Raw genomic sequence first — 17,882 nt, 5'->3', positions numbered from 1 at the left:
AATAATCAAAGAATAACAGACCCGCAGGGGGTAGGATGACAGCTTCGACCGACGTCCCGGAGAAAGACGCCAACGGGCCCATGCTGGCCGCGGATGGCACGCCGCTCAAGAAAAGCCTGTCTCGGGCGCTGCGCGTGCAGAAGATGCGCGCCCTCGCGCTCGTCGCCCCACTGCTGATCTTCGTTCTGGTCACCTTCATCGCACCGATCGGGGACATGCTGTTCCGCTCGGTCGAGAACCAGATCGTCTCGGACACCATGCCGACGACCACAGCAGCGCTGGCCGATTGGGACGGAACCGGCCTGCCGCCCGACCAGGTGTTCGAGGACGCCTACTACGATCTCTTCGTCGCCGCCGAGCGCAAGGAGCACACCCGTCTCGGCTCGCGCCTGAACTACGAGCAGACCGGCGCGTCCTCGCTGTTCCGCAAGTCGGGCCGTGGCCTCGACGACATCGGCGAGGTCTACCAGGACCAGTTCGAGGATCTCGACAAGAACTGGGACGAGGCGCAGCCCTGGGCCGAGATGATGGGCTCCGAGGACTGGCTGGCCAAGGAAGCCGCCTGGGAAAAGGGCAGCCGCCTGCCAAAGTTCGCACTGCGTGACGGCGTCGAGGAGCTGCTGCCGCGCACCGCCGCGCAATATGCCATCTTTGCCGGCTATACGCACAACGAAGAGCGCAAGTCGCTGCTGAAGGAAGAGCCCTGGTCGGCGGTGCATACCGCGCTCTACCAGGATCTTTCGACGCAGGACGTCTCTGGCTACAGCGGCCCGCATGCGGAGATGCTGAAAGCCGCGGCCGCGCTGGTCGCCAGCCCCGATTTCGAGACCGTCAGCTTCAAGGACGGCTTCGGCGAGATCGACAAGGACTGGCTCGAACCGGAGATCTGGCAGACGCTGAAGCTCTACGCCCCGAAATACACCTCAGGCTACTTCCTCAACTCGGTGGACATGAAGCTCACGCCGGAAGGGGCGGAGGCGCGCCCGGAGAACGAGCGCATCTACATCATGCTCTTCAAGCGCACGCTGTTCATGAGCCTCGTCATCACCTGCAGCTGCATCCTGCTGGGCTACCCGGTGGCCTACATCCTGTCGAACCTGCCGGCGCGCAAGGCGAACCTTCTGATGATCCTCGTGCTGCTGCCGTTCTGGACCTCGCTGCTGGTGCGGACCTCGGCCTGGAAGATCATGCTGCAACAGCAGGGCGTCATCAACGACGTGCTGGTCTGGATCGGACTGGTCGCCGATGACGGCCGCCTGACGATGATCAACAACCAGTTCGGCACGATCGTCGCGATGACTCACATCCTGCTGCCCTTCATGATCCTGCCGATGTACTCGGTGATGTCGACGATCCCGCACAGCTATGTGCGCGCCTCGAAATCGCTGGGCGCGACCGACTGGACGACGTTCTGGCGGGTCTATTTCCCGCAGTCGGTGCCGGGCATCGGCGCGGGCTCGATCCTCGTGTTCATCCTTGCCATCGGCTACTACATCACCCCCGAGATCGTCGGCGGCACCACCGGTACCTTCATCTCGAACCGGATCGCCTATCACATCTCGACCTCGCTGAACTGGGGCCTCGCGGCCGCGCTCGGCTCGATCCTGCTGGCGGTGGTCTTGATCCTCTACTGGGCCTACGACCGCATCGTCGGCATCGACAACGTGAAGCTGGGGTAACGGACATGAGCAACGTCATTCTCACACCCGCCGTCAAGAAACCCCTCTCGCTGACCGTGCCGGTGGTTGCCGCCGCCGGGGCCTTTGCCGGCATCTTCATCGGTGCGGCCAACGGTTCGGTGCTGCTCGGCATCGTGCTGGGCGCGCTGATCATGGCCGGGTTCGCCTATGTCGCCATGGCCCTGTCGAAGGACCTCGAGAAGCCGCTGCGCTGGGGCATACTCGCGGTCTTCGCAGTGCTGGGCTTTGTCGGCGGCGGCGTCTCGGGCGGCCTCGTCGGCCTTCTCTTTGGCTGGTTCTTCGGCTGGTTTACCTACTGGATCGGCTACGGCCGTTACCGGGTGTCGCTGGTGCCCTATCTCACACCCAATCAGGTGCTCTGGCACTACACTTTCCGGGTGATCTGCGGGGCGATCTTCGTCTTCCTGATCACGCCGATCCTGGTGGTCATGCCGCTGTCGTTCAACGCGCAGGACTTCTTCACCTTCACCCCGGAGATGCTGCGCTTCGACCCGGCGGGCTATTCGCTGAAGCACTACCGCGACTTCTTCACCAACCCCGAGTGGACCAGCGCGGTGAAGAACTCGCTGATCATCGCGCCACTGGCGACGATCATCTCGGTGAGTCTCGGCACGCTGGCGGCCATCGGGCTGTCGCAGAGCCACGTGCCCGGCAAGCGCGCGATCATGGCGATCCTGATCTCGCCGATGATCGTGCCGCTGATCATCTCGGCCACCGGCATGTATTTCTTCTACTCGAAGATCAACATCGTCGGCACGCTCTGGGGCGTGGTGCTGGCCCACGCGGTGCTCGGCATTCCCTTCGTGATCATCACCGTGACCGCGACGCTGGTCGGCTTCGATCGCAGCCTCGTGCGGGCGGCGGCGAACATGGGGGCCAACCCGGTGACCACCTTCTTCCGGGTGCAGATGCCGCTGATCCTGCCGGGGGTGATCTCGGGCGGGTTGTTCGCCTTCATTACCTCCTTCGACGAGGTGGTGGTGGTGCTCTTCATCGGCTCGGCCGAGCTGCAGACCCTGCCGTGGCAGATGTTCACCGGCCTGCGTGAGCAGCTCTCGCCGACCATCCTCGCGGCGGCGACGGTGCTGGTGGCGATCTCCATCGTGCTGCTGGCGACCGTCGAGATGCTGCGCCGCCGCTCCGAGCGGTTGCGGGGCCTGTCGCCGAGCTGAGCCTCGCGCCGATCACGGGACCTTGGAAGAGCCGCGGATTTCCGCGGCTCTTCATCTTTCGGAAACCCCGCCGGGGGCATGCTGCGCGGCGTATCGGCGTTCCAAGCAGCGTGGCCCAGATGACCCAGCACGATTCTCAGCTCATGGCCCAGACCCGCAACAGCACCGTCGGCGAGGTGCCGTTCGAGCTGAAGGACCTGTTCTTCTCGCGCACCGACGACCGCGGGGTGATCATTCACGGCAACAGCGTGTTCCGCAAAATCTCGGGCTACATGTGGGAAGAGCTGAAGGGCGCTCCGCACAAGGTCGTGCGCCATCCCGACATGCCCAAGGGGGTGTTCCAGCTCTACTGGGACAAGCTGAAGGCCGGGGACTATGTCGCCGCCTACGTCAAGAACAAGGCCAAGGACGGGCGCTACTACTGGGTGCTGGCCGTTGCCTGGCCGATCGCGGGCGGCTACATATCGGTGCGGGTGAAACCCTGCTGCGGGCTGCTCGACAAGGTCAGGGACATCTACGCCCGCCTGCGCGAGGCCGAGACCGAGCAGGGCGCTTCGCCCACGCGCAGCAGGGACATGCTGCTGGCCGAAGTCGGCGAGCTGGGTTTCGCTTCCTACGAGGGGTTCATGACCGCCGCGCTCGCGCAGGAGCTCGAGGCCCGGGCGCAGCGCATGGGCAGCAAGCTCGGACCGCGGCAGATGCGGTTCCAGACCATGGCGAAGACCATCCTGCAGATCCGCGAGGAAACCGATCGGATGACCGAGATCATCAAGGCGATCCGCACGGTGCCGATGAACATGCGCATCCTCGCCTCGCGGCTGGAGAACGCGGGCGGACCGATCAGCGCCATCTCGGTCAATTACGGCTCCATGCTCGACGAGATGGCGGCCTGGGTGCGCAGCTTCGTCGAGGGCGAGGACAGCACCTACATGCGCATGCTGACCACGATCCAGCAGGGGCAGTTCCTGGTCAACGCCGGCAGCCTGCAGGCCGAGATGTCGGCCATCTTCCAGGAAGACGTGCGCCATGCGGCCGCCAAGGATGACGTGCTGCGCGACAAGGAAACGCTGATCGCCGAGGAGATCGCCTTTCAGAAGGCCGCCATCGACGCGCTGAAGGTCGTCGAGATAGAGGCGACACGGCTCGGCCGCTCGGTGCTCGACATGAAGCGCTACGTGACCGGCCTCAGCTCGACCCGGATGATGTGCAAGATCGAGAGCGCGGCGCTCACCGGCACCGGCGACTCGCTTGCGGGGATTGTCGAACAGCTCGACGCCGGGCAGGACGAGATCGAGGCACGGCTGGCGCGGATCGTCGAGCTGAACACGGTGATCCAGTCCAACACCGCGATGCTGCGGGCGATGAGCTGACAGCGCAGGGCGGTGGAGGCACCGAGGTCGGGCTCAGGCTTCATTTGCGCAAGGCCGCTGACCCGACCGGAAATGCAAACGACCCGCGCGTGGCGCGGGCCGTCGTCGGGATGCGAAACCCGGGGGAGGGGGCCGGGGCCCCTAAACTCGCCGCTCAGGAGCGGACGAGCTTTTCGTAGGTCTCGGCGATGTCGCGGGTCAGCGCGCCGACTTCGAAGGTGTAGTCACCGATCTGGCCCACCGGGGTCACCTCAGCGGCGGTGCCGGTCAGCCAGCACTGTTCGAAGCCTTCCATCTCCTCGGGCATGATGTGGCGCTCATGCACGGTGATGCCCTTTTCCTTCAGCAGCTTGATCACCGTCTGACGGGTCAGGCCGTTGAGGAAGCAATCGGGCAGCGGCGTGTGCACTTCGCCATCCTTCACGAAGAAGATGTTGGCGCCGGTCGCCTCGGCCACATAGCCGCGGTAGTCCATGAACAGCGCGTCCGAGCAGCCCTTGGCTTCCGCCGCGTGCTTCGAGGTGGTGCAGATCATGTAGAGACCCGCGGCCTTGGCGTGCACCGGGATCGTTTCCGGGCTCGGGCGCTTCCATTTCGCGATATCGAGTTTGGCACCCTTCATCTTCGCGTCGCCGTAGTAGTTGCCCCAGGCCCAGGCTGCAATCGCAAGGCGCACCGGGTTGCGCGCCGAGGCAACGCCCATGTCCTGGCCGGCCCCGCGCCAGGCAACCGCCCGGACGTAGGCATCGGTGAAGCCGTTCGCCTTGAGCACGGCGTCCTTGGCTGCGTCGATCTCTTCGACGGTGTAGGGGATCTCGAAATCGAGCTCGCCGGCAGAGAAATGCAGTCGCTTCGAGTGCTCGTGGCCGAGGAAGATCTTGCCGTTGTAGGCCCGCTCACCCTCGAAGACGGAGCTCGCATAATGCAGCGCGTGGGTCAGGACATGTACCTGAGCATCCCGCCACTCCACCATCTGGCCATCCATCCAGATCTTGCCGTCGCGGTCGTCGAAAGCTCCGTCCATGGGTCATCTCCTTCACATAGGCGCTTTGCATTAGTTGCGTCTCTTACGTCCGAAGCGGACATAATGTTGCGCAAAAACTGCGACTCGCTAACAGTTCGCTATTGGAATGTCAACAACGCTGACTTAAAGTGCAGAAAACGAACGCAGAGGGATTTATGGCAGACGCGTCGGCAAGTCAGGTTCTGGGCGGTGAGTCGCTTCTCTACCTGACCGATGAACAGCTTCGGCAGGGGATCGAGGCGATGTTCTTCGCCTATCGCGGGTTCACCGCGGACCCGGACCGGATCCTTCAAGGGCTCAGCTACGGTCGGGCGCATCACCGCGCGATCCATTTCATCCATTGCGCGCCGGGCACCACGGTCAACAACCTTCTGAACATTCTCGGCGTGACCAAGCAGTCGCTCAACCGCGTGCTGCGCACGCTGGTCGAGGACGGGCTGGTCGAAAGCCGCGTCGGCCGCGCCGACAAGCGCGAGCGTCATCTCTATCTGACCGAGGCGGGCGACGCGCTGGAAAAGCAGCTCTCGGACGCGCAGCGCGCCCGCATGCGCTCGGCCTATCGGCAGGTCGGTCCCGAGGCGGTTGCGGGCTTCAAGCAGGTGCTCGAGGCGATGATGGACCCCGAGATGCAGCGCCAGTACCAGCGGCTGCGGGAGAACCGCGGATGAGCGATCCCGACGCCCACCTGCTGATCGTCGATGATGACGAACGCATCCGGAGTCTGCTTCAGAAGTTCTTGATCCGACACGGCTTTCTTGTCAGCGCGGCGCGTGATGCGGCGCATGCGCGGCGGCTCCTCGCGGGGCTCGATTTCGACCTGATCGTGCTCGACGTGATGATGCCGGGCGAGGACGGCATCAGCCTCACCCGCGCGCTGCGCGAGACCCGCCAGACGCCGATCATGCTGCTGACCGCCCGGGGCGAGACCGAGGACCGGATCGCCGGTCTCGAGGCCGGGGCGGATGACTACCTGGCCAAGCCCTTCGAGCCCAAGGAACTGCTGCTGCGGATCAATGCGATCCTGCGACGCATGCCCGAAGCCCCCGCCGCCGCCGAGATGCAGCCGAAACTGCTGACGCTCGGCCCGATCCGCTACGACATCGAGCGCGGCGAGATGTGGCACGGCGACGATCTCGTGCGGCTCACCGCGACCGAGAGCCAACTGATGCGCATCTTCTCCGCCAAGCCGGGGGAGGCGCTGAGCAGGACGCGGCTGGTCGAGGAACTGGGCCGCGACAAGGGGCAGGCGCAGGAACGCGCGGTCGACGTGCAGATCACCCGCCTGCGCCGCAAGATCGAGAGCGACCCGAAGCAGCCGCGCTACCTGCAGACCGTGCGCGGCGCGGGGTACATGCTGGCGCCGGATTGAGCTGTCGGGCACCGCGGCGCTGATCGCGGCCGGGCGCGGGCCCCGCCCCCTTGTTCCTTCTTCGGAATCGCGCTCTGCTGCACCAAACCCGCAACCGGAGGAGGGCTGCGATGGGCTGCGCGCTGATCACCCATGCCGACTGTCTCGATCATCTGACGCCTGATGGCCACCCCGAACAGGTGGCCCGTCTCGATCACGTGCTGCACGCGCTGCAGGGTCTCGATCTGCTGCGCATCGCCGCCCCGCGTTGCGAGGATCGCGACATCCTGCGCGTGCACCCGCAGGCCTATCTCGACCGGCTGACCGGGGCGCTGCCCGGCGAGGGGCTCATCCCGCTCGACGAGGACACATGGCTCTCGCCGCGCTCGCTGGAGGCGGCGCGGCGCGCGGTCGGCGGCGCGGTCCGGGCGGTGGACGCGGTGCTGGCGGGCGAGGCCAGGACGGCGTTCTGCGCCACCCGTCCCCCCGGCCACCACGCCGAGGCCGAGACCCCGATGGGCTTTTGCCTCTTCGGCAATGCCGCCATCGCGGCCAAGCACGCGCTCGACCGGCACGGGCTCGACCGCGTCGCCATCGTCGACTTCGACGTGCACCACGGCAACGGCACACAGGCGCTGCTCTGGGACGAGCCGCGCGCGCTGGTGATCACCTCGCAGCAATATCCGCTCTGGCCGGGCACCGGCGCGGCCAGCGAGACCGGCGGTCACGACAACGTGCTCAACCTGCCGCTGCCGCCGGGCAGCGGCGGGGCCGAGATGCGCGCCGCCTACGAAGCCCATGCCTTTCCCCGCCTCGAGGGGTTCCAGCCCGAGCTGATCATCATTTCCGCCGGGTTCGATGCCCATGCCGATGACCCGCTGGCCGAACTCAACTGGCGAGAGGAAGACTTCGGCTGGCTCACACACGAGCTGTGCCGGATTGCGCAGGGCTCCGCGCAGGGGCGGGTGGTCTCGGTTCTCGAAGGTGGCTATGATCTGCGCGCGCTCGCGGACTCGGCCCGGGTGCACGTAGAAGAATTGATCAAGGCAGGCAGATGACTGACACCCCCGTCGCGGAAATGAGCTTTGAACAGGCAATGGCAGAGCTCGAGCAGGTGGTGACCCAGCTCGAGCGCGGCGAGGTGCCGCTGGAGGAGTCGATCTCGCTCTACCAGCGCGGCAGCGAGCTGCGGAAGCATTGCGAGACCAAGCTCAAGGCGGCCGAGGAGAAGGTCGCCGCCATCACCCTCGACGCGAACGGCGAGCCCACGGGCACCAAGCCGGTCGAGGGGCTCTGAGCCCCCATGTTTGCAGAGTCCCTGGTCGGTGCGGCGGCGGCGGTCGCTGCCCACCTCGAAAGCGTTCTGGACGAGCACGACGCGCTGCCGGTGGTCGAGGCCATGGGCTACGCCACCCGCGGGGGCAAGGCGCTGCGCGGCTATCTGGTGCTGGAATCGGCCCGGCTGCACGGTGTGCCCGAGGGGCATGCGATCTGGCCGGCCTGCGCCATCGAGGCGGTGCATGCCTATTCGTTGGTGCATGACGATCTGCCCTGCATGGACGACGATGACCTGCGGCGGGGTTTGCCGACCGTTCACCGCAAGTGGGACGAGGCGACGGCGGTTCTGGCCGGCGATGCGTTGCAGGCGCTCGGTTTCGAGCTGGTGAGCGACCCGCGCTGCCATCCCTCCGGCGAGGTGCGGGCCGATCTCGCGCTGTCGCTGGCCCGGGCGGCGGGCGCGCGCGGCATGGTCAAGGGGCAGGCGCTCGACATGGCCGCCGAACGCACCGATGTGCCGCTCGACCTTGCGCAGATCACCGCATTGCAGGCCGGCAAGACCGGGGCGCTGATCCGCTGGTCCGCCGAGGCTGGCGCGCGGCTGGCCGAGGTCGACCCCGCGCCGCTCACCGCCTATGCCGACCGGCTCGGCCTCGCCTTCCAGATCGCCGACGACATCCTCGACGTCGAGGGCGACGCGGCGATGATGGGCAAGGCCGTCGGCAAGGACGCCGAGCGCGGCAAGGCCACCTTCGTCTCGCTGCTCGGGCTCGATGCCGCGAAGCTGCGCGCGCAGCAGTTGGTGGACGAGGCCTGTGACGCGCTATCTCCCTATGCAGACCGGGCGGAAAACTTGCGGGCCGCAGCCCGCTTCGTTATCTCCCGCAGCAATTGACGCCAGAGGTGCACCCCATGTCCTCCCGCCCCGAGACGCCCCTTCTCGACCGCGTGACCACGCCCGCCGATCTCAAGCGGCTCTCGGATGACGAGCTGATCCGCCTTGCGCATGAGCTGCGTACCGAGACCATCTCGGCGGTCTCCGAAACCGGCGGGCACCTCGGCGCGGGCCTTGGCGTGGTCGAGCTGACCGTGGCGCTGCACGCGGTCTTCGATACGCCGCGCGACAAGCTGATCTGGGACGTCTCGCACCAGTGCTACCCGCATAAGATCCTTACCGGCCGCCGCGACCGCATCCGCACGCTGCGCATGAAGGACGGTCTGTCGGGCTTCGCGAAACGCTCCGAGAGCCCCTATGACCCCTTCGGCGCCGGCCATAGCTCGACCTCGATCAGCGCCGCGCTCGGCTTTGCCATGGCGCGCGAGCTGGGCGGGTCCTGCGAGACCGGGCTCGGCGACGCCATTGCGGTGATCGGCGACGGCTCGATGTCGGCGGGCATGGCCTTCGAGGCGATGAACAACGCCGGCCACCTCGGCAAGCGGCTGATCGTCATCCTCAACGACAACGAGATGTCCATCGCGCCGCCGACCGGTGCCATGTCCTCCTACCTCAGCCGGCTCTACGCCGAGGCGCCGTTCCACGACCTCAAGGCTGCGGCCAAGGGCGCCGTGAGCCTGCTGCCGCCGCCCTTCCGCGAGGGCGCCAAGCGCGCCAAGGACATGCTGAAGTCGATGACCGTGGGTGGCACGCTGTTCGAGGAGCTGGGCTTTTCCTATCTCGGCCCGATCGACGGGCACGACCTGCACCAGCTCCTGCCGGTGCTGCGCGCGGTCAAGGCGCGGGCCACCGGGCCGATCCTGATCCACGCGCTGACCAAGAAGGGCAAGGGCTACGCCCCGGCCGAAGGCTCCGCCGACCGCGGCCACGCCCGCGCCAAGTTCGACGTGGTCACCGGCGAGCAGAAAAAGGCGCCCTCCAACGCGCCGGCCTATACCAAGGTTTTTGCCAAGACCCTGACGCAGCTCGCCGCCGAGGACCCGCGGATCTGCGCGGTGACCGCCGCCATGCCCGACGGCACCGGGCTCGACCTGATGGCCGAGCGCTTCCCCGAACGGGTCTTCGACGTCGGCATCGCCGAGCAGCACGGGGTGACCTTCTCTGCCGGTCTCGCGGCGGGCGGGCTGAAACCCTTCTGCGCGATGTATTCGACCTTCCTGCAGCGCGGCTACGACCAGGTGGTGCACGACGTGGCGATCCAGCGCCTGCCGGTGCGTTTCGCCATCGACCGTGCCGGTCTGGTGGGCGCTGACGGTGCGACCCACGCCGGCGCCTACGACATCGCCTTCATGGCCAACCTGCCTGGGATGGTGGTCATGGCCGCCGCCGACGAGGCGGAACTGGTGAACATGGTGGCCACCGCCGCCGCGCATGACGAGGGGCCCATCGCCTTCCGCTACCCGCGGGGCGAGGGCGTGGGCGTCGAGATGCCCGAGACCCCGCAGATCCTGCCGATCGGCAAGGGCCGGATGATCCGGACCGGCAGCCGCGTCGCGATCCTCAGCTTCGGCACCCGCCTGTCGGAGGTGCTCAAGGCCTGCGAGAAGCTCGAGGCGCGCGGCATCTCGCCGACCGTCGCCGATGCCCGTTTCGCCAAGCCGCTCGACCGGGACCTGATCCTGCAGCTGGCGCAGGACCACGAGGCACTGATCTGCATCGAGGAAGGCGCGGTCGGCGGCTTTGGCAGCCACGTTGCACAGCTGCTGTCGGACGAGGGCGTCTTTGACCACGGACTGAAGTTCCGCTCCATGGTGCTGCCTGACACCTTCATCGACCATTCCAGCCCCGCGGACATGTACGCGACGGCCGGGCTCAATGCCGAGCAGATCGAGGAAAAGGTCCTCACCACCCTCGGCGTCGACATCCTCAACAAGCGCGCCTGAAACCTCCGGACGCTTCCGTCCGCTCGCCGCTTCTTCTCTTTGAAAATACGCCGGGGGGAGTCCGCGAAGCGGACGGGGGTGGAGCCCCCCTCTTTTCGGTTGCCCGGCCGAACCGCGCGCCGGGCAGTGCCCCTCCCATGGCCCGCCCGCGCGCACGTCCCCGTGTCCGCGCGGCCATGAACCCTTGCCCCGTGGCGCCCGATCCTTTAGGGACCCGCCCACACCGGTCGCAGCCTACCCGGTCATCAAAACAAGGGTTCAAACATGAAGATTATCGTCATCTGCTCCGGCGGGCTGGATTCCGTCTCGCTCGCCCATATGGTCGCAGCAAGGCACGAGCTCACCCGGCTCGTCTCCTTCGACTACGGCCAGCGCCATGCCAAGGAGCTGGACTTCGCCAAGGCCGCGGCCGAGCGCCTCGGCGTGCCTTTCCACCGCATCGACATGCGCACCATCGGCGCGGCGCTCACCGGCTCGGCGCTGACCTCGGACATCGACGTGCCCGACGGGCACTACGCCGAGGAGACCATGCGCATCACCGTGGTCCCCAACCGCAACGCCATCATGCTGGCCATCGCCTTCGGCGTCGCTGCGGCCAACGGCGACGAGGCGGTTGCCACCGCCGTGCATGGCGGGGATCATTTCATTTACCCCGACTGCCGTCCGGGCTTCACCCGCGCCTTCGAGACCATGCAGCGCGCGGCGCTCGACGGCTACGCGGATGTGTCGCTCTACACGCCCTTCGTCACCCGCACCAAGGCCGACATCGTCACCGAAGGCGCCAAGCACGGTACGCCCTTTGCCGAGACGTGGTCCTGCTACAAGGGCGGCGAGACCCATTGCGGGCGCTGCGGCACCTGCGTCGAACGCCGCGAGGCGTTCCATCTGGCGGGCGTCGCCGATCCCACCGTCTACGCCGACCCCGACTTCTGGGTGCAGGCCGTGGCCAGCCGGGAGGAGGCGTGATGTTCCGGATCAGCAAGGAATTTCACTTCTCCGCCTCGCACCAGCTGACGCATCTGCCGGGCGATCACCAATGCGCCCGGATGCACGGGCACAACTACATCGTCGTGGTCGAGCTGGCGGCGCGCGAGCTGAATTCGGACGGCTTCGTGCGCGATTACCACGAGCTGGCGCCGCTCAAGGCCTATATCGACGAGTGCTTCGACCACCGGCACCTCAATGACGTGCTGAACGTCGCCTCGACCGCCGAGAACCTCGCGCTGCATTTCTACGAGTGGTGCGCCGCGCGCTGGCCCGAGACCACCTCGGTCAAGGTCAGCGAGACGCCGAAGACCTGGGCCGAGTACCGGCCCGCGCCGCTGGCGGCCTGACATGGGTCTGCGCATTGCCGAGATTTTCGGCCCGACGATCCAGGGCGAGGGCGTGCTGATCGGCGAGCCCACCGTCTTTGTCCGCGCTGGCGGCTGCGATTATCGCTGTAGCTGGTGCGACAGCCTGCACGCGGTGGACAGCGCCTATCGCCACAGCTGGATCCCGATGAGCGACGAAGAGGTCTGGGGGGAGGTCACGCGCCTCTCGGGCGGGCGGCCGATCACCGTCTCGCTGAGCGGCGGCAACCCGGCGATCCAGGACTTTGGCCCGATGATCGAGATGGGCCGGGCGGAGGGCTACCGCTTTGCCTGCGAAACGCAGGGGTCGGTGGCGCGCCCGTGGTTCGGGCGGCTCGACACGCTGGTGCTCAGCCCCAAGCCGCCGTCGAGTGGCGAGACGGTGGATTGGGACGCCTTTGCCGCCTGCGTCGCCGCGGGTCGGGGCGCGCGGCAGGTGGTGATGAAGATCGTGATCTTCGACCAGCGCGACTACGACTGGGCAAAGGACGCCCACGCCCGGCACCCCGAGCTGCCGCTCTACCTGCAGCCCGGCAACCCGGAGGTCGACCCCGATGTGCCGGTCGACCCGCAGAGCCTGGCCGACCGGCTGCTGTGGCTGACCGAGACCGCCACCGCCGACCATTGGTTCGCGCCCCGCATCCTGCCGCAGCTGCATGTGCTCCTCTGGGGCAACAAGCGCGGCGTCTGACTTCCCGTTTCCGGAGACCCCGAAATGACCGATAGCATCTACAGCAACCTCAAGCAGCTTGGCGGTGCCACGGTGCTGCCCAGCTCGCCCGAAGCGGCCGAGCTGGAACGCGTCCCGAACCCGCAGGCCGATGTGGCTTACAACGTGCGCTTCACCGCGCCGGAGTTCACCTCGCTCTGCCCGATGACCGGCCAGCCCGATTTCGCCCACCTTGTGATCGACTACGTTCCGGGCGACTGGCTGGTCGAGAGCAAGGCGCTGAAGCTCTACCTCGGCTCGTTCCGCAACCACGGCGCCTTTCATGAGGATTGCACCATCTCCATCGCCCGGCGGCTGGTCGACTTTCTCGACCCGCAATGGCTGCGCATCGGCGGCTACTGGTACCCACGCGGCGGGATTCCGATCGACGTCTTCTACCAGACAGGCCCGATGCCGGAGGGCGTGTGGATCCCCGACCAGGGTGTGCCGCCCTACCGCGGGCGCGGCTGATCCGGTGGGGTCAGGGGGCGCTGCCCCCGCCCGCCTGCGGCGGGCTCCCCCGGGATATTTCAGCCATGTGGAAGCGGCAAGCGCGGCGCGGGCTCAGGTCTCGTCGCCTAACAGCGCGGCCAGTCCCGCGCGGTAGTCGGGGTAGAGCAGCGTCACCCCAAGTTCGTCCTTGATGCGGTCGTTCCGCACGCGCTTGTTCTCGGCATAGAAGCTGCGTGCCATGGGGCCCAGCTCGGCGTCGTCGAAGGCGACCTCGGGCGGGGGCGGCAGGTCCAGAAGTTCGGCAGCGTGCAGCAAAACGTCTTCGGGCGGGGCCGGATCGTCGTCGCAGAGGTTGTAGATCGCCCCGGGGCGCGGCTGGCGGATCGAGGCCTCGAGCACCTGGGCGATGTCCGCCACGTGGATGCGGCTGAACACCTGCCCGGGCTTGACGATGCGCCGCGCCGTGCCCTGCCGGACCTTTTCGAAGGGGCCGCGGCCCGGCCCGTAGATGCCGGCGAGGCGGAAGATGTGCAGCGGCAGGCCTTGGATCGCCTGCCAGGCGGCCTCGGCCTCGGCCCGCGCCCGGCCGCGCGCCGTGCCGGGGGAGAGCGGCGTGCTCTCGTCGACCCAGGCGCCGCCGTGATCGCCGTAGACCCCGGTGGTCGAAAGATAGCCGGCCCAGTCCAGCGCGGGCGCCCGCGCGGCGATGGCGGGGCCGATCTCGGCCAGCGCCGGATCGCCCGTGTCGCGCGGTCCGGCGGAGACGAGCAGGTGGCTCGCCTGTGCCAGCGCTTCTTCCAGCGCGGCGCGCTCCCAGAGCACCGGCTCCACCCCCTGCGCCGCGACATCCGGCGCCTTGGCCGGATTGCGGTGGGTGCCGAGAATGCGCCAGCCCTGCGGGAGAAGGCGGCGGGCGAGGGCAGCGGCCGAGTAGCCGTGGCCGAGGGTGAGCAATGTGCGTGTCATGGCCGGCAAACTGGTCTGCGGCACCGGCTTTGGCAAGCCCGGCCGGACCGGCGCGCTTCCGCTCATATGCCATCGTGCAGGATAGGCCGGCGCGCGCGATGGGAGTATCAGGGCGCATCTGAGGCTACGTGGAATTCGGAATGTCCCGAAAAACCGAAATGACCCGGCGCGCCTGGCTGTCGCTCGTTCTGCTGCCGCTGGTGGCGCCACTCTCTGCCTGTGCCGTGCAGCAGGAGGAGCAGCTCGAGGTGACGCGCTTCGATCCGCCGCTCTACCCGAACGAGACGCCCGAGCTGCGCGCCTCGATCAACCGGTGGTCCGATTACTACGAGGTGCCCCGGCGGCTGGTGCACCGTCTCGCGATCCGCGAGAGCACCCACAGCCCCGAGGCGCGCAACGGCCCTTACTATGGGCTGCTGCAGATCCTCCCCGCCACCGCGCGCACCATGGGCTTCCAGGGGCAGCCGCGCGAGCTGCTCGATGCGGATACCAACCTCGAATATGGCGTGAAATACCTGCGCGGCGCCTGGCTGCTGTCGGATGGCAATCCCGACGCGGCCATCGGGCTCTATGCCAAGGGCTATTACTACGAGGCCAAGCGGCGCGGCATGCTGGTCGAGACCGGGCTGCGCCGGGGCTGAGCCTCAGCGCTCCAGAAGGGCGAGCAGCTGCGCCTCGGCACGGCGCAGCCCGGGGCGGTCGGGGGCACGGTCGAGCCTCTTCGGCAGGCCGGACTCCGCAAGGGCGATCACCTCGGGATGGATGTAGGAATTGCGCGCCACCGTCGGCGTGTTCGCCAGCCGCTCCGCCGCCGCTTCCGCCATCCCCTTGATGCTGATCTTCTCCGCCCGCAGCGCCGTCTCCAGCGCCGCCACGCTGCCGTTCCAGGTGCGGAAGGTCTTGGCGGTGAGGGCGGCGTTGCCGGTGCGCTCGGCCAGCCAGCGATTGATTTCTTCCGAGCGCAGCCCGTGCGGCCGGCCGTCCTCGTCGAGCCAGGCGATCAGTTCCTTTCCGGGCAGATCGTCCAGCGCGGTGAGAGCCCGCTGCAGGGTGCGGTCCTTCAGTTGCTTGTGGACGCGCTTGCCGCCCTTGCCGGGGAAACGCAGGTGCAGCGTGCCTCCGTCAAGGCGCAGATGCGTGCCGCGCAGCGTCGTCGCCCCGTAGCTGCCGTTCTCCAGAGCGTAATCGGCGTTGCCCACCCGCAGCCCGGCGCGGTCGAGCAGCGCCAGCGTGGCGGCGAGGGCGAAGTCCTTCTCGCCCGGATCGCGGGCGCGGAGCTGGGCGAGAATGCTGCGGCGCAGTCCGGGCAGGGCCGCGCCGAATTCGGCGAGATGCCCGTATTTCCGCTCTGCCCGAAAGGCCGTCCAGTCGGGGTGGTAGCGGTATTGCTTGCGGTCGCGTGCGTCGCGGCCGGTGGCCTGAAGGTGGCCGTTGTCGCGCGGGCAGATCCACACCTGCTCGTAGGCCGGCGGCACGGCGAGCGCCTTGATCCGGGCGCGCTCCTCGGCGGCGTCGATGCGGGTACCGTCGGGGGCGATGTAGGAAAAGCCGCGCCCGCAGCGCCGCCGCAGGATGCCGGGGCGGCTGTCGGGATAGTAGACAAGATCGGTGCGCGGGGTCATGCCAGCGAACGCCGGGTGCCGCCGAGGGGTTCCGCGCCGGTCAAGACCAAGGCGCGGAGGTGTGACGCGGCGTCTTGAACCCGTCACGTCTTCCTGCCACGCTGGCCGGCAAAATAGCGGAAGGAGCCGCAGATGCAGGACATGCAGGCGCAATTGCAGATCGTTTCCCCCGAGGCCCCGGAGGCGGAGCTTTTCGACGATGCGGAGGCGGCGGTCGAACGGCTTTGCGCGCTCTACGCGCAGGCCTCGGAGTTTCTGAAGGAGCGTTTCCTGTCCTCCATGGCCGAGGGGCATCCCGGCGTCCGCTATCGTGCCTTCTATCCCGAGGTCCGCATCACCACGACCAGCTTCGCCAAGGTCGACAGCCGCCTCAGCTTCGGCCACGTCTCGGCGCCGGGCACCCATGCCACATCGATCACCCGGCCGGACCTGTTCCGGCATTATCTGAAACAGCAGATCGGCCTGCTGATCGAGAACCACGGCGTGAAGGTGCAGGTCGGCCTGTCGGCGACGCCGATGCCCGTGCATTTCGCCGTCGCCAACTACCCCGAGCTGACTGTGCCGCAGGAAGGGGCGGGCAGCTTCATCCTGCGCGACGTCTTCGACGTGCCGGACCTGACCACCACCAATGACGACATCGTCAACGGCGTGGCGCGGCCCGCGCCAGACGGGGCAGAGCCGCTGGCGCCCTTTACCGCGCAGCGGGTGGATTACTCGCTGGCCCGGCTGGCGCATTACACCGCCACCGACCCGGCGCATTTCCAGAACCACGTGCTGTTCACCAACTACCAGTTCTACGTCAGCGAGTTCGAGGCCTACGCCCGCAAGCAACTCGCCGATCCCGAGAGCGGCTACGTCTCCTTCGTGTCGACCGGCAACGTCGAGATCACCGATGCCGGGACCGAGATCCCGCTGACCGCGAAGATGCCGCAGATGCCGACCTACCACCTCAAGCGCAAGGACGGCTCGGGGATCACGCTGGTCAACATCGGGGTGGGGCCGTCGAACGCCAAGACCGCGACCGACCACATCGCCGTGCTGCGCCCGCATGCCTGGCTGATGGTCGGGCACTGCGCGGGCCTGCGCAACTCGCAGAGCCTCGGGGACTTCGTGCTCGCGCACGCCTACCTGCGCGAGGACAAGGTGCTCGACGACGACCTGCCGATCTGGGTGCCGATCCCGGCGCTGGCGGAGATCCAGGTGGCGTTGGAGGACGCGGTCGAAGAGGAAACGCAGCTTTCGGGCTACGACCTCAAGCGGGTCATGCGCACCGGCACCGTCGCCTCGGTGGACAACCGCAACTGGGAGCTGCGCGATCAGCGCGGCCCGGTGCAGCGGCTGAGCCAGAGTCGCGCCGTGGCGCTCGACATGGAAAGCGCCACGATCGCTGCCAACGGCTTCCGATTCCGGGTGCCCTACGGCACCCTGCTCTGCGTCAGCGACAAACCGCTGCACGGAGAGTTGAAACTTCCCGGCATGGCGTCGGATTTCTACAAGACGCAGGTGGCGCGCCACCTGATGATCGGGATAAGAGCCATGGAACACCTCCGCACGATGCCCCTCGAGAGGATCCACAGCCGCAAATTGCGTAGCTTCGACGAAACAGCCTTCCTGTGAATCGGCAGTTTCAGGCGCAAAGCGCGTAGATTTCTCTTGCAATAAGCCACTATTCGTTGTGTTTCGACTCTACATAGAGTTAAGTGACCTCAATGGGGCCCAAGTACTCGGGCAGTTCAAGGAGACCATGAAATGGCGAAGCCGATGACCAAAACCCAACTCGTGGCCGCACTGGCAGAAGAGATGGGCGCAGACAAGAAGACCGCGTCGACCGCTCTGGAAGCGATCACCGGGATCATCACCAAGGAAGTTGCAGACGGCGGCGCCGTGACCCTGCCGGGCGTTGGCAAAATCTACTGCCGTGAGCGTCCCGAGCGCATGGTGCGCAACCCCGCCACCGGCGAGCAGTTCAAGAAAGAGGCCGACAAGGTGGTCAAGATGACCATCGCGAAGGCGCTGAAGGACAGCGTGAACGGCTGATCTTTCCTGCTCG

The 17,882-nt window shown here is 67.2% G+C and carries 19 protein-coding genes; 16 read left to right on the top strand and 3 right to left on the bottom strand.

Translation table 11 applies throughout. The features are described from left to right. Positions 1 to 35: 35 nt before the first annotated feature. The 3 genes from BM397_RS14645 (at position 36) to BM397_RS14635 (ending at position 4,242) form a co-directional block, all read left to right on the top strand. Positions 36 to 1,679 carry an ABC transporter permease gene (locus tag BM397_RS14645; RefSeq protein WP_092424917.1) on the top strand — a complete coding sequence of 548 codons (1,644 nt, stop codon included), beginning with the start codon at positions 36 to 38 and terminating at the stop codon, positions 1,677 to 1,679. Between the two features lie 5 nt (positions 1,680 to 1,684). Then, positions 1,685 to 2,872, top strand: a complete 1,188-nt coding sequence (locus BM397_RS14640) for an ABC transporter permease (RefSeq protein WP_092424919.1) — start codon at positions 1,685 to 1,687, stop codon at positions 2,870 to 2,872. A 119-nt stretch (positions 2,873 to 2,991) separates the two neighbouring features. Continuing rightward, complete coding sequence (locus tag BM397_RS14635) at positions 2,992 to 4,242, top strand: PAS domain-containing protein (RefSeq protein ID WP_092424921.1); 1,251 nt, start codon at positions 2,992 to 2,994, stop codon at positions 4,240 to 4,242. A gap of 154 nt (positions 4,243 to 4,396) precedes the next feature. Here the strand turns inward: BM397_RS14635 and BM397_RS14630 are convergent, their stop codons facing one another. Then, a complete protein-coding gene (locus BM397_RS14630) occupies positions 4,397 to 5,266 on the bottom strand; it encodes a branched-chain amino acid aminotransferase (protein ID WP_092424923.1) in 870 nt (289 codons plus the stop codon). Between the two features lie 155 nt (positions 5,267 to 5,421). Here BM397_RS14630 and BM397_RS14625 point away from each other — a divergent pair, with 155 nt between their 5' ends. The 10 genes from BM397_RS14625 (at position 5,422) to queF (ending at position 13,262) form a co-directional block, all read left to right on the top strand. Further along, complete coding sequence (locus BM397_RS14625) at positions 5,422 to 5,934, top strand: MarR family winged helix-turn-helix transcriptional regulator (protein ID WP_092424925.1); 513 nt, start codon at positions 5,422 to 5,424, stop codon at positions 5,932 to 5,934. Continuing rightward, complete coding sequence (locus BM397_RS14620) at positions 5,931 to 6,635, top strand: response regulator (protein WP_092424927.1); 705 nt, start codon at positions 5,931 to 5,933, stop codon at positions 6,633 to 6,635. Before BM397_RS14625 ends, BM397_RS14620 begins: the two co-directional genes overlap by 4 nt. 110 nt (positions 6,636 to 6,745) lie before the next feature. Continuing rightward, positions 6,746 to 7,672, top strand: a complete 927-nt coding sequence (locus BM397_RS14615; RefSeq protein WP_092424929.1) for a histone deacetylase family protein — start codon at positions 6,746 to 6,748, stop codon at positions 7,670 to 7,672. Beyond that, a complete protein-coding gene (locus BM397_RS14610) occupies positions 7,669 to 7,911 on the top strand; it encodes an exodeoxyribonuclease VII small subunit (protein ID WP_092424931.1) in 243 nt (80 codons plus the stop codon). The genes BM397_RS14615 and BM397_RS14610 overlap by 4 nt, the downstream gene beginning before the upstream one ends. 6 nt (positions 7,912 to 7,917) lie before the next feature. Continuing rightward, positions 7,918 to 8,787, top strand: a complete 870-nt coding sequence (locus BM397_RS14605) for a polyprenyl synthetase family protein (protein ID WP_092424933.1) — start codon at positions 7,918 to 7,920, stop codon at positions 8,785 to 8,787. A 17-nt stretch (positions 8,788 to 8,804) separates the two neighbouring features. Continuing rightward, positions 8,805 to 10,730: a 1-deoxy-D-xylulose-5-phosphate synthase gene (gene dxs, locus BM397_RS14600; protein WP_092424935.1), complete on the top strand. Its 1,926-nt coding sequence runs from the start codon at positions 8,805 to 8,807 to the stop codon at positions 10,728 to 10,730. Positions 10,731 to 10,994: 264 nt separating this feature from the next. Next, a complete protein-coding gene (gene queC / locus BM397_RS14595; RefSeq protein WP_092424937.1) occupies positions 10,995 to 11,696 on the top strand; it encodes a 7-cyano-7-deazaguanine synthase QueC in 702 nt (233 codons plus the stop codon). Then, complete coding sequence (locus BM397_RS14590; RefSeq protein WP_092424939.1) at positions 11,696 to 12,064, top strand: 6-pyruvoyl trahydropterin synthase family protein; 369 nt, start codon at positions 11,696 to 11,698, stop codon at positions 12,062 to 12,064. Before queC ends, BM397_RS14590 begins: the two co-directional genes overlap by 1 nt. A 1-nt stretch (position 12,065) precedes the next feature. Beyond that, on the top strand, positions 12,066 to 12,773 hold the full coding sequence (gene queE / locus BM397_RS14585; RefSeq protein WP_092424941.1) for a 7-carboxy-7-deazaguanine synthase QueE: 708 nt from the start codon (positions 12,066 to 12,068) through the stop codon (positions 12,771 to 12,773). A 24-nt stretch (positions 12,774 to 12,797) separates the two neighbouring features. Continuing rightward, positions 12,798 to 13,262, top strand: a complete 465-nt coding sequence (gene queF / locus BM397_RS14580; protein ID WP_092424943.1) for a preQ(1) synthase — start codon at positions 12,798 to 12,800, stop codon at positions 13,260 to 13,262. A gap of 93 nt (positions 13,263 to 13,355) precedes the next feature. Here the strand turns inward: queF and BM397_RS14575 are convergent, their stop codons facing one another. After that, positions 13,356 to 14,210, bottom strand: coding sequence for an SDR family oxidoreductase (locus BM397_RS14575; protein ID WP_092424945.1), 855 nt, complete (start codon positions 14,208 to 14,210; stop codon positions 13,356 to 13,358). A 158-nt stretch (positions 14,211 to 14,368) separates the two neighbouring features. Here BM397_RS14575 and BM397_RS14570 point away from each other — a divergent pair, with 158 nt between their 5' ends. After that, entirely contained in the window at positions 14,369 to 14,851 is a 483-nt protein-coding gene (locus tag BM397_RS14570) for a transglycosylase SLT domain-containing protein (RefSeq protein WP_092424947.1), read from the top strand. A gap of 3 nt (positions 14,852 to 14,854) precedes the next feature. Here the strand turns inward: BM397_RS14570 and BM397_RS14565 are convergent, their stop codons facing one another. Beyond that, positions 14,855 to 15,832: a DNA topoisomerase IB gene (locus BM397_RS14565; protein ID WP_092424949.1), complete on the bottom strand. Its 978-nt coding sequence runs from the start codon at positions 15,830 to 15,832 to the stop codon at positions 14,855 to 14,857. 132 nt (positions 15,833 to 15,964) lie between these two features. On the opposite strand from BM397_RS14565, the gene BM397_RS14560 reads away from it, so the two are divergent. Next, positions 15,965 to 17,449 carry an AMP nucleosidase gene (locus BM397_RS14560; protein ID WP_092424951.1) on the top strand — a complete coding sequence of 495 codons (1,485 nt, stop codon included), beginning with the start codon at positions 15,965 to 15,967 and terminating at the stop codon, positions 17,447 to 17,449. 132 nt (positions 17,450 to 17,581) lie between these two features. Further along, a complete protein-coding gene (locus BM397_RS14555; RefSeq protein WP_066101901.1) occupies positions 17,582 to 17,869 on the top strand; it encodes an HU family DNA-binding protein in 288 nt (95 codons plus the stop codon). Positions 17,870 to 17,882: the final 13 nt, after the last annotated feature.

Source organism: Alloyangia pacifica, from assembly GCF_900116195.1.
GTDB lineage: Bacteria > Pseudomonadota > Alphaproteobacteria > Rhodobacterales > Rhodobacteraceae > Salipiger > Salipiger pacificus.
Note: the sequence above shows the minus strand (reverse complement) of the source record. Positions and strands in the feature narration are given on the sequence as shown.